This is a genomic window from Marinobacter sp. W-8 (assembly GCF_044342215.1).
Taxonomy (GTDB): Bacteria; Pseudomonadota; Gammaproteobacteria; order Pseudomonadales; family Oleiphilaceae; genus Marinobacter; species Marinobacter nauticus.
This window is the reverse complement of the sequence record NZ_CP172297.1, coordinates 338192-350201: the sequence shown is the minus strand read 5'-3', so window position 1 is coordinate 350201 and position 12010 is coordinate 338192. Positions and strand designations below refer to the sequence as shown.

The 12010-nt window shown below is 58.2% G+C and carries 11 protein-coding genes; 6 read left to right on the top strand and 5 right to left on the bottom strand.

Features of this window, described 5'->3' with window-relative positions; translation table 11 throughout:
* Window positions 1-12 precede the first annotated feature (12 nt).
* The 6 genes from ACF8YQ_RS01535 to ACF8YQ_RS01510 all read left to right on the top strand — a co-directional run bounded on the left by ACF8YQ_RS01535 (window position 13) and on the right by ACF8YQ_RS01510 (window position 5781).
* A complete protein-coding gene (locus ACF8YQ_RS01535; protein ID WP_224850999.1) occupies window positions 13-552 on the top strand; it encodes a YqiA/YcfP family alpha/beta fold hydrolase in 540 nt (179 codons plus the stop codon).
* Between the two features lie 141 nt (window positions 553-693).
* A complete protein-coding gene (gene dctP, locus ACF8YQ_RS01530) occupies window positions 694-1722 on the top strand; it encodes a TRAP transporter substrate-binding protein DctP (protein WP_224851001.1) in 1029 nt (342 codons plus the stop codon).
* 106 nt (window positions 1723-1828) lie between these two features.
* Window positions 1829-2422, top strand: a complete 594-nt coding sequence (locus ACF8YQ_RS01525; protein ID WP_011783906.1) for a TRAP transporter small permease — start codon at window positions 1829-1831, stop codon at window positions 2420-2422.
* A gap of 36 nt (window positions 2423-2458) precedes the next feature.
* Complete coding sequence (locus tag ACF8YQ_RS01520; protein WP_011783905.1) at window positions 2459-3745, top strand: TRAP transporter large permease; 1287 nt, start codon at window positions 2459-2461, stop codon at window positions 3743-3745.
* 30 nt (window positions 3746-3775) lie between these two features.
* Entirely contained in the window at window positions 3776-4219 is a 444-nt protein-coding gene (locus tag ACF8YQ_RS01515; RefSeq protein ID WP_011783904.1) for a universal stress protein, read from the top strand.
* Window positions 4220-4368: 149 nt separating this feature from the next.
* Window positions 4369-5781 (top strand): alanine/glycine:cation symporter family protein, encoded by a 1413-nt coding sequence (locus ACF8YQ_RS01510; protein ID WP_396622408.1) that lies wholly within the window; start codon window positions 4369-4371, stop codon window positions 5779-5781.
* A 3-nt stretch (window positions 5782-5784) separates the two neighbouring features.
* Here ACF8YQ_RS01510 and ACF8YQ_RS01505 read toward each other — a convergent pair whose 3' ends face one another.
* The 5 genes from ACF8YQ_RS01505 to ACF8YQ_RS01485 all read right to left on the bottom strand — a co-directional run bounded on the left by ACF8YQ_RS01505 (window position 5785) and on the right by ACF8YQ_RS01485 (window position 11971).
* Window positions 5785-8022, bottom strand: a complete 2238-nt coding sequence (locus ACF8YQ_RS01505; RefSeq protein WP_396622407.1) for a diguanylate cyclase — start codon at window positions 8020-8022, stop codon at window positions 5785-5787.
* 65 nt (window positions 8023-8087) lie between these two features.
* Window positions 8088-8936, bottom strand: a complete 849-nt coding sequence (locus tag ACF8YQ_RS01500; protein ID WP_011783901.1) for an ABC transporter permease — start codon at window positions 8934-8936, stop codon at window positions 8088-8090.
* 4 nt (window positions 8937-8940) lie between these two features.
* Window positions 8941-9801: an ABC transporter permease gene (locus ACF8YQ_RS01495; protein ID WP_396622406.1), complete on the bottom strand. Its 861-nt coding sequence runs from the start codon at window positions 9799-9801 to the stop codon at window positions 8941-8943.
* Entirely contained in the window at window positions 9798-10892 is a 1095-nt protein-coding gene (locus ACF8YQ_RS01490) for an ABC transporter ATP-binding protein (protein WP_396622405.1), read from the bottom strand. Before ACF8YQ_RS01490 ends, ACF8YQ_RS01495 begins: the two co-directional genes overlap by 4 nt.
* Before the next feature lie 5 nt (window positions 10893-10897).
* Window positions 10898-11971 carry an extracellular solute-binding protein gene (locus tag ACF8YQ_RS01485; RefSeq protein ID WP_396622404.1) on the bottom strand — a complete coding sequence of 358 codons (1074 nt, stop codon included), beginning with the start codon at window positions 11969-11971 and terminating at the stop codon, window positions 10898-10900.
* Window positions 11972-12010: the final 39 nt, after the last annotated feature.

Below are 12010 nucleotides of genomic sequence, written 5' to 3'. Positions count from 1 at the left end.
CAGAACCTGATCATGGCTCAACCGGCATTCCATGTTTTTCTCTCCCACGGTCTGGAAAGTGGCCCCGGCAGCACCAAGATCCAGGCCCTGAAAACAGTGGCTGAAACGTTTTCAGGCGTTTATGCCGAGGCGGTTGATCACCGTAGCACCAAAGATCCTGTCGAGCGCCTGGAGCAAATGCGCCAAGCCATGGACTCTGTCGGTGCCAGGCCCGAACAGACCATCCTGGCAGGCTCCAGCATGGGTGGTTGGGTCTGCGCCCGAACCAGCGAACAGACTCCGGTCAGGGGCTGTTTTATGCTGGCACCGGCACTGGCGCTACCGGATTATCCAGAGTCCAACCCGGTGATCGGCGCCCGCCACGCTCGCATCATCCACGGCTGGAACGACGATGTGGTACCGGTAATGCCGGTTCTGGAACTGGCCCGGAGCCAGCAGATTGAGGCCCTGGTTCTACCCGACGGACACCGGCTGGAAAACAGTGTCCAGCGGGTCACAGAAGAGTTCCGAAGGTTCCTGTCCCTGTGCATTGAAAACCCGAATCCATCCTGAATTCATGCACTTGCAATTTGGCTTAATCGGCTATTGGCGCGCAGGTTATTTCCCCCGTTTCCTTGCGAAAACCGCTTTGTTTTGCCAGTCTTTAATAATGTAACAATGGATTAACGTAAAATAACGAGCGGAGACAACCCGATGAGCAGCACAAGTAAATTCAGGAAACTGGCTGGTATTTCAGCGCTGGCGTTTGCCGGTCTGACCGCGGCAAATGCCGTGAATGCCGCCAACTGGCGCTACGCCCATGAAGAATACGAAGGCGACGTTCAGGACGTATTCGCATACAAGTTCAAGGAATACATTGAAGAGAACTCCGACCACACCCTGCAGGTTTACCGTTTCGGTGAGCTGGGTGAGTCTGACGACATCATGGAGCAGACCCAGGCCGGTATCCTGAACTTTGTAAACCAGTCTCCTGGCTTTACCGGCTCCCTGATCCCGGAAGCGCAGATCTTCTTTATTCCGTACCTGATGCCTACCGACATGGACCAGGTGATCAAGTTCTTCCGTGAATCCGAGGCCATCAACGAAGACTTCCCGGAGTTGTATTCCGAGAAAGGCCTGGAGCTGCTGAAGATGTACCCGGAAGGGGAAATGGTGGTGACTGTGGATGAGCCGGTTACCTCACCAGAAGAGTTCAGCAACAAGAAGATCCGGGTAATGACCAACCCGCTTCTTTCCGAGACCTACTCTGCGTTTGGAGCCACCCCCACGCCACTGCCCTGGGGTGAAGTCTACGGTGCCCTGCAGACCAATATGATCCAGGGTCAGGAGAACCCGATTTTCTGGATCGAGTCCGGCGGCCTGTATGAGGTTTCCCCGAACCTGGTGTTCACCGGCCACGGCTGGTTCACCACCGCCATGATGGCGAACCAGAACTTCTACGAAGGCCTGTCTGATGAGGACAAGAAGCTGGTTCAGGATGCCGCGGATTACGCCTTCGAGGAAATCATCGTGCACATCGATGGTCTGGCGGACGAGGCCCTGGAAAAGATCACGTCCAACAGCGACGAAGTTACCGTTACCCGTCTGACTGACGAACAGATCGAAGCCTTCAAGGCCCGCGCGCCGCAGGTGGAAGAGAAGTTCATCGAAATGACCGGTGAGCGTGGTAAAGAGCTGCTGGAGCAGTTCAAGGAAGACCTGAAAGAAGTTCAAAACGACTGAACCTCGCCAAACGGTTGCCCCCGCTCCGGCGGGTGGCAACCCAGCTTTAACCCCGCCCCGCCGGGGATTCTTCCCGCCGGGAGCGACATGTTCTGGAGCAGAATCCATGTCCGAGAATTCCCCGGAGATCGAAGACGATACCGGTCACTATGAGTCCGGCTTGCCCGGCTTTCTGGGCACGATTGACGTCTGGATTTCAAAAATTGAAGCCGTCATGCTCGCCGCTGGCGTGATTCTGATGGCGGTAAACACCTGCGCCAATGTTATTGCCCGTTTCGTGTTCAGCGAGGGCCTGTTTTTCTCCGGTGAAATCAACCGGATTCTGATCATTCTGATTACCTTTGCCGGCATTGGCTACGCCGCCCGGCACGGCCGCCATATCCGCATGTCCGCCATGTACGATGCCTTCCCGACCAAGGGCCGCAAGGTACTGATGATCATCATCGCCCTGTTTACCTCCGTGGTCATGTTTTTCCTGTGCTATCACTCCTTCGAGTATATCCAGACCCTGTACAGCCGGGGTCGGATTTTGCCAGCGCTTGGTTTTGAGATTTGGTGGATTTACATCTGGGCCCCTGTCGGTTTCGCCATTACCGGCATCCAGTACCTGCTGACCGCCATCAAGAACTTCACCACCAAAGACGTGTACCTGTCGACGGGTGTGGTGGATGGCTACGCCGATACCGAAACCGAAGTCTGAAGCAGCGTGAACCCATAGGTTAAGGAAAGACACACCATGGCAACTATTATGATGATCGTCATGATCGGGCTGCTGCTTCTGGGCTTCCCGATGATGATTCCGCTAACCACTGCTGCCGTCATCGGCTTCGTTATGATGTTCGATGGCTTCGGGCAGATGGGCACATTCATCCAGCAGATGATGGGTGGCATCCGGCCAGCGTCGTTGATTGCGGTACCCATGTTCATTCTGGCGGCCGATATCATGACCCGGGGCCAGTCTGCAGACCGCCTGATCAATATGGTCATGGCCTTTATCGGCCACATCAAAGGTGGCCTGGCCATCAGTACCGCCACCTCGTGCACCCTGTTCGGGGCTGTGTCTGGCTCAACCCAGGCCACCGTGGTCGCAGTGGGCTCACCGCTGCGCCCGAAAATGCTCAAGGCTGGCTACTCCGATCCCTTCACGCTGGCTCTGATTATCAACGCCAGTGATATCGCCTTCCTGATCCCTCCCAGCATCGGCATGATCATCTACGGGGTCATCTCGGAAACCTCCATTGCCGAACTGTTCATTGCGGGCATCGGCCCGGGCATCCTGATTTTGTTCATGTTCTCGATCTACTGCCTGATCTACGCCTACAAGAACGATGTTCCAACTGAAGCCAAGGCCAGCTGGAAAGAACGGGCGATGTCAGTCAGGGATGCCTCCTGGCCCCTGATGTTCCCGGTGATCATTGTCGGTGGTATCTACGGTGGTATTTTCAGTCCCACCGAGGCAGCGGCAGTCTGCGTGCTCTACGCCTTCTTGCTGGAATTTGTGGTCTTCCGGTCGCTGAAACTGAACGACATTTACAAGATTGCCAAATCCACCGGGCTGATCACGGCTGTGGTGTTCATTCTGGTGGCCGTGGGTAATGGCTTCTCCTGGATCATTTCCTTTGCCCAGATTCCCCAGGCCATCCTGGAAGCGGTGGGCGTCAACGAGGCCGGGCCTGTGGGCGTGCTGATTGCCATCTGTGTGGCCTTCTTCATCGCCTGTATGTTCGTCGATCCCATCGTGGTTATCCTGGTGCTGACACCGATCTTTGCGCCCGCCATTCAGGCCACCGGGCTCGATCCGGTGCTTGTCGGTGTGCTGATTACCCTGCAGGTGGCCATCGGTTCTGCCACGCCACCCTTTGGCTGCGACATTTTCACCGCCATTGCCATCTTCAAACGGCCCTACATGGAAGTTATCCGGGGTACGCCTCCGTTCATTTTCATGCTGGTGGCGGCGGCCGGCCTGATCATCGCCTTCCCGGATATTGCCCTGTTCCTGCGTGACATCGCGTTCAGGGACTAGATCCACAGCCACTGATCAAAGGAGAACAACATGTTTAAACGGATTCTGGCCGCTGTGGATGGTTCCAAAACCTCACTCAAGGCACTGGATAAAGCCATTGAACTGCAGAAACTGATCCCGGACGCCGAGATCTACATCCTCTGTGTGTACAAGCATCACAGCCTGTTTGAGGCTTCGTTGTCTATCGGGCGGCCCGACGATATGGACATCCCGGACAAGGTGCTGTCTGAATATGCCAAAGGCGTGGTGAACCACGCCAAGGAACTGGCCAAGGAGCATGGCGCCACCAAGGTACGCGGTTTCGTCAAAGCCGGCCGGCCCTCGAAGGTGATTGTGAAATTTGCCCAGGACAAGGAGGCCGACCTGATTGTAGTGGGCACCAAGGGCACCAACAGCGACAAGGACGGCACCTTTCTGGGCAGCGTCTCGCACCGGGTTGCCTCCCAGGCCAAGTGCCCGGTGCTGGTGGTCTGAACCGGCGAAACCCTCCCCGCAGTACCGCCGGACAGCATATTCCTTGCTGTCCGGCAATCACGGATTTCCGCAGTCTGCTTGATTTTTCACCGTGCTAGACTGCCTCGCCTCGGATTACTTCTCATTCACAAATCACAAGGCGTCTAGCCATGACTGCAATTGTTGATTTTCTCAACTCGGTCCTCTGGGGCTATGTCCTCGTCTATGGCCTGCTTGCCGTAGGTGTCTTCTTTACCATCCGTCTGGGCTTCCTTCAGTTCGTCAATTTCGGCGAAATGGTCCGCGCCATCCGTGGCTCCCGGGAAAGCGATGTACACGGGATTTCTCCGTTCCAGGCCCTGTGTACCAGCCTGGCCTCCCGGGTGGGTACCGGTAACCTTGCCGGGGTTGCGGTTGCCCTGTACCTGGGCGGTGCCGGTGCCATTTTCTGGATGTGGATGGTAGCCCTCGTCGGTATGGCCACCGGTTATGCGGAAAGCACTCTGGCCCAGCTGTACAAGGTTCGCGACGGCAAGGGCCAGTACCGGGGAGGCCCGGCGGTTTACATTGCCAAAGGCCTGAAAGCGCCCTGGGCTGCGGCCATTTTCGCGGTCTGCCTGATTATCTCCTTCGGCCTGGTTTTCAACGCCGTACAGGCCAACTCCATTGCCGATGCCATGCAGGGCGCCTTTGGTGTGCCCAAGCTCGGTGTTGGCGTGGTCATCGCGGCTTTTGCCGGCATTGTTATCTTTGGCGGTCTGCGCAAGATCGTACGCTTCGCTGAGTTTGTCGTGCCGTTCATGGCGGGCGCCTACGTACTCCTGGCGCTGGGCGTGATGGCCATGAACATTACCGAAGTTCCGGGCATTCTGGCGCTGATCGTAAAAAGTGCCTTTGGCCTGGAAGAGGCCGCCGGCGGCGCGGCAGGCTCCATTACCGCTGCCATGCTGAATGGCATCAAACGCGGCCTGTTCTCCAACGAAGCCGGTATGGGCTCGGCACCCAACATTGCCGCGACCGCAACCCCGGCTCCGCACCATCCCTCTTCACAGGGTCTGGTTCAGGCATTCGGTGTCTTTATCGATACCATCATTGTCTGTACGGCGACCGCCGTGATGATCCTGTTGGCAGGCGTTCTGGAGCCGGGTTCCGGTGTGACCGGCACCCAGTTGACCCAACAGGCCATGGAAGTACACCTGGGTCAGTTCGGGGGCTACTTTATCGCCATCGCGATTCTGTTCTTCGCCTTCACCTCCATTGTCGCCAACTACACCTACGCCGAGAACGCTTTGATCTACCTGCGCGGCGGCAACACTCTAGGCTTGACCCTGTTGCGGCTCGCGGCGCTGGGCATGGTGATCTGGGGTGGCTACGAAGCGGTGGTCACGGTATTCAATGCGGCGGACGCATCCATGGGGCTGATGGCCACCATCAACCTGATTGCCATCGTTCTGCTCTCGGGCACGGTCGTGAAACTGACCAAAGACTACCTTGCCCAGCGCAAGGAAGGCCTGGTGCCTCACTTCAAGTCCCAGGACTACCCTGAGCTGCACGAGAAGATCGACAGCAATATCTGGCACTGAGGCTCAGAGCGGGCCCGCGACTACCCGGTTGCGGCCCGTTTCCTTGGCCTGGTAAAGAGCCTGGTCGGCGGCCCGGAACAGCTCGTCGAATTCCGGGCAATTCTCCCGCCAGCAGGCAATGCCTGCTGAGATAGTCAGGCTCCCCAGGTTTTCACCCCGATGTTCCACCTGTTCGGCTGAGATGGCCGCCCGTAGCTGCTCGGCCCGTTGCCGGGCCTCCTCAAGGGACGCCCCGGGCATCAGCACCGCAAACTCCTCACCGCCATAACGGCAAACGGTGTCACTGCCGCGGAAGTAGGTACCGAGCACGTCACCAACCATTCTCAGCGCCTGATCACCGGCTTCATGGCCATGGCAATCATTGAACTGTTTGAAGTGATCGATATCGAAGATCAGCAGGCAAAGCGGCCTATCGGATCTGGCCGACACTTCCCGCTCATGGCGAAAGAGTTCATCAAAGTAGCGACGATTTTTCAGGCCGGTCAGGCTGTCCTCATAAGAGAATCGTTGCAATTCAGCCCGCAAGGCCAGACCAGACAAGGTAATGCCAATTTTCTCAACCGACTGGTATACCCAGGCAATCACCCGTGCGATGCCATAGTCTTTCACCACTGGCGGCAGATCCGGGCGCTCCAGCATCAACACCCCTTCAGGGCGGTTGCCGGAGCGGGCAGACTCTACCCGCAGGAAGAAACACATTTGAGCCGGTAAATCGTAGCTACGCACCGGCAGTACGGTTTCAGTCAGGGCAGAAAGATTCGACCCCAGTGACGCCGGGAACACGTCCTCCGGGGCGCTGCCCCAGTGAACCACGCGGTCGTAATGCCCATCGACGCCTCTTCGATAAAAGCAACCGGTCATGGGCAGGTAGAGTTCCGGCATGGCTCTTAACAGGGGCTCGAAGGCTTCCTCAATGCCGGCGCAATCCTGCAGGGCAGCAATGACATCCGCCAGCTTCTGGCTTTTCTTGCTTTCCAGTGCCAGCAACCGGGCCCGGGCAACTTCCCTTTCTGCCAGTGACTCAGCGCGGGCGGTGCGCTCCTGAACCTTCTGTTCCAGCCGGATGTTCAGTTGCTGGAGCTCTTTCTGGGTCTTGCCGTAGTGCCAGACCGAAATGCTGACCACCGCCAGCGAGAAACCCAGCGCGCCCCAGCTCACCGGCACCCGGCCCCAGGGCAGGAACCCGTGAGCAACGGCCATATCGACGATCAGCAGCACCGCCAGCACACCACAGGCCACCACCAGCACCTGCTGCTCCCGGAACAGCACGCAGAAGCGAGGCAATACAGCCCCAGCCATCAACACCAGGGAGACCAGAAGCAACACATCAAACACCGGGAAGGTCGACGAAAGGTCTACCGCGCCGACCAACGCCAGGGTCAGAGCACTCACCGCCAATCCAAGATGCACCCACACCAGCCAGCTGATCAGCGCCGGGCGCGCAGCGCCCAGCCATTGCCGCAACAACAAGGCCAACGCCATAGGAATCAGGTAGTAAGAGCCGGCCGCGAGGTAGTCCCACAACAAAGGTTTGTAAGCAATCAACAAGCTCGCCTGGCTCTCAGCCAACAGCATCACCGAGGTCAGGAATGAAAACAGAGCAATGCCGGCGAAACTGCGCTGGCCCCTTTGGATTACGGCGAACACCAGAGCCAGAGAAGCTATCAGAGCCGACAATGCCGAGACTACCAGTTCCTCAGCAGCTCCCCCGAGGAGGTATACCGTCAGATCGGCATGATCGGTAATTCCGACCTCCCCCCATAACCCTATGTCGGTGTAATTCGAGAATATCCGGAAATAGAGCGTCTCTCCCTGATAATCCTCGGGTAGCCGTATTTCATGCCAGGGCCATCCCTCAAAACGGCCCCTTCCCTCTTGGTCAAAGGTGCCATATTGATAGAGCAATTCACCCCGAAACCAGGCCTGCACAATGATGTCGACGCTATAAACATAAAGGACAGGCTGGTACCAGCTACCTTCCGGCAATTGCACCCTGAACCAGGCATGCTCACGACCATCGCGGCCAGGAGGGTTCGATGGAAAACCAATGTCGTACCAGTGTTGTGGAGAGTCTTCAAGGATCCACAATGGCGTGCCATCAGGCAAAAACGGGGAATCACCCCAGCGATACTGCCATCCCTCATCCACCGGCTGGATAGCGGCAAATCCAGGCTGGGACAGACAGACCCCGAGGGCGATGATCACCAGCAGAAATCTGATGCGACAAGTGGACGCGTGCAAAGCAGAACCCGCTTTCAGGAGTGATCGTTCCAGTATAAACCGTAAACGCCAGATACAGAACTTTCTCAACTTTTTTGTCGGAGGGTAAACAGCGCAAGCAACGCAGACACCAGCATCAGAAACAGCGCCACCGCGTTCAACACCGGCGTTGAGCCTTCCCGCAGACGATTGAACAGGGCCACGGTGAGCGGGGTATCACTACCGGTGAGCATGACCGTGGTATTGAAGTTCTCGAAGGACATCAAAAACGCCATCGCCGCGGCCCCGAGGATGGAGGGAAGCAGCCACGGCAGAGTAACCGTGAACCACGCCACAAGCGGCGTGGCCCCCAGATTCAGGGCGGCCTCTTCCAGCTGTCGGTCAAATTTGCGCAGCCGGGCGGCAATCACCAGAGTAGCCAGAGTGGTAATGAAGGTAACCTGCCCCATCACCACCAGTGTCAGCCCCGGCCGGAACAGGTCCAGCTCGATACCCCACAAGCGGGAGACATCGTTGGCCATGCCACTGTAGAACACCAGAATGGATACCCCGAGAATCACGCCCGGAATCACCAGCGGCAGCAGCATCAACAGATACAGCAGCTCCTTGCCGCGAAACTCCACCCGCTCGAACAATACTGCATTCACGCAGCCAAGCCCCACACTGACCAGCGTCACCCAGAACGCAATTTTGGTACTGACCCAGAGCGCACTGAGCAATCCGTCGTCGTGAAACAGCCCGGTACGCCCGTCGGTTCCGTCGGCCAGATACCAGTCCAGGGTAAAACCCTGCCAGGGTAATGACGGGAACGGAGAGTCGTTGAATGCGAACACGGCCGTCACCAGCAAAGGCAACGCCAGGTACAGGAAAAAGGCCAACAGATAGCTCAGGTAAAGGGCATCAAACAACCGGGACCGAGGTACAGAGCGGATCATGACATCACCCCATAACCTTGCGCAGGGATTGCCCGGTCAGCTTCAGGCCCAGCCAGACCAGCAGCGACGACAATACCAGTAGCAAGACCCCCAAAGCCGCCCCCTGCTCCCAGTTAAACCGGGTGATGAACTGGGTGAAAATCTGCTGGGTAAACCAGGCACTGTCTTTGCCCCCCATCAGAATCGGCGTGAGGTAACTGCCCAGGGTGAGCATGAACACCACAATACAGCCGGAGACAATGCCGGGCATGGCCCAGGGAATCACCACCTCCCGCAGCACGGTACCGTGGCCGCCGCCCAGATCGTAGCCGGCCTCAACCAGGTTCTCGTCCATGCCGTCAAGCGTGGTCACCAGCGGCACCACCATAAACAGCAGGCCGTTGTAGACCAGGCCGATGATCACCGCGACATCGTTGTAGAGCATCTCCACCGGGCCATCCACCCAGCCCAGCGCCTGCAGCCAGGAACTGAACAGGCCGCTCTCCCGCAACAGGATCATCCAGCCGTAAGTACGCACCAACTCGCTGGCCCAGAACGGGATCAGGCAAGCAAGGAATAGAATACCCTTGCTCCTCCCTCGGGCCAGGCGGGCAATGTACCAGGCAATGGGAAAGGCAATCAGCAGGGTGAGGAAGGTAGTGAACAGGGACATCACCCCGGTACGCACGAAGGTACGCCAGTAGTAGGATTCACTGAAGAAATTCTGGTACTGCTCCAGCCCCCAGGCCAGGGTATCCCAGCTCTCCCGCACCTGGAACGACACCCGCAACATCTGCAGATGGGGCACCAGCACCAATAGCACTATCCAAAGCAGGAAAGGCGCCAGCAACAGCCACAGCGAGAAACGGCTAATCGAGCTATTCACTGGGGCGAAGCTCCAAATACCCGGGCCAGGCCCGGATCCCACGACAGCTCAAGATGGCCGTCCGGCGTCAGCGCCGGCGCCGTGCCGTCCTGGGGGAGTCGTGCGAATAGTGCCTGGCCATTGCTTTCGGCTTCTACCCGGCTGTTGGCACCATCAAACAGCGTGGTCCGGACTCGGGTCTGCAGTGAGGAGGAACCCGCGCCCGCAGCCGTTTGCGAAAACGACAATGATTCCGGCCGAATATACAATTCAGCCTGGGCACCGGGCGCCAGGCCCGCCGACGCAACCCGCCCGCGTACCACCGCCCCATCGCTCAGACGAACATCCGCCACATCATCGGCCACGGACACCACCGTCCCCGCCAGGCGATTGTTGTCGCCGACAAACCCCGCGACAAACGGCGTTGCCGGATGCCGGTAAAGCTCCTCCGGCGGCGCCACCTGCTCGAAGCGGCCATTTTTCATCACCGCCACCTGATCCGACATCACCATGGCTTCGGACTGGTCATGGGTGATGTACACAAAGGTGGTGCCAAATTGCTTTTGCAGGTGTTTGAGCTCGACCTTCATCTGCTCCCGCAGTTTCAGATCCAGGGCCCCGAGAGGCTCATCCAGCAACAACAAGGTGGGTTCGAGCACCAGGCAGCGGGCCAGGGCCACGCGCTGGCGCTGGCCACCCGACAGTTCCTGGGGATTGCGGTTCGCCAGTTCCGGCAGACCCACCTGTTCCAGCACCTGTGCAATCCTCTTGCGGCGCTCGGCCGCCGGCACCTTCTTGCGTTTCAGGCCATAGCCGATGTTGTCACCGACGGTCATGGTGGGGAACAGCGCCAGGTGCTGGAACACCATGTTCACCGGGCGCTTGTTGGGGGGCACCTCATTCATGCGCTGGCCGCGGATGAAGATATCCCCTTCATCCGGCTTATCGAAGCCCGCCAGCAGCCGCAGCAGCGTGGTCTTGCCACAACCCGAAGGCCCAAGAATGGAGAAGAAGGTACCCGCAGGAACATCCAGCGAAACATGGTCCACCGCTGCGTTGTTTCCAAAACGGCGGACCAGTCCGCTGCAGAACAGGTCAGACTCTGTTGCCATACGGATCAGTTCGCCGCCTGGACGCGATCCAGCACCTGCCCTTCCATGGCTTCCAGCCCCGGTGGTACTGGCGGATACCATTTGATGTTGTTAATAGCTTCTTCATCGAAGCTCAGGCGATAGGCATCCCGCAGCTCGGCGTTCACAAACTCGTCGGCGCCTTTGGAAGCGGTAAAGTTACCGGAGGCATTGGTGATTTTGGCCGCAATTTCCGGCTGCATCACGAAGTTGATCCACTTGTAGGCGGCCTCTTCGTTCTCGCTGCGGCGCGGTATGGCAAAGGTATCAATCCAGCCCAAAGCCCCGGATTCCGGCGCCACAAAGCGGATCTCGGGATTTTCCGCATTCAGCTTCCAGCCGCCGGCATCCCAGGCCATGGCCGCCGTCACTTCACCGGTGCGCAGCAGCGACAACAACTGGTCGCCGCCAGTCCAGTAGGTTTTCACGTTGGCTTTGCAGTCGATCAGTTTGTCTTCCACTTTCGCCATAATGGACTGGTACTCGTCCCGGTCTTCATAGGCCGCAAATGGATCCATGCCCATGGCGAAAGCAAAGCCGATCAACGTCGGCCGCTTCAGCCGGTAACTGACCTTGCCAGCCACGGCCGGGTCACACAGGTCGGTGTAGTCGGTGACGGTGTCGGCGACCGAACTGTGCACAATCAGGCCACTGGTACCCCAAACCGAGGGCACACCGTAGGATTGACCGTCCAGCGCCGTCGATTCCTGCGTCGCCTTGACCATAGACACCTGCAACTGGTCGGTATTGATGCGGCTGTAATCAATGGGCTTGTAGATATTGAACTGGCGCTGCACGCCCACGATGCGATCCTGGCTTGGCTGGGCCAGATCAAAGCCGGCGCCGCCGGTGGCGCGCAGTTTGGAGATCATGTCCTCGTTGTTCGACAGCGTGATTTTTACATCAATCCCGGTCTCTTCCTCGAACTGGGCCACCACCTCATCCGGGGCATAGCCACCCCAGGTAATCAGGCGAAGTTCTTCAGCCAGAAGGTTGCCGGAGGCTGTCGTCGCGGCCAGCAGGGTGGCCAGTGCTGATATCCGTGTCTTGCGCAGTGCCATGGTCGTTCATTCCCCTGAAACGGTGTGATGCGGATTCGC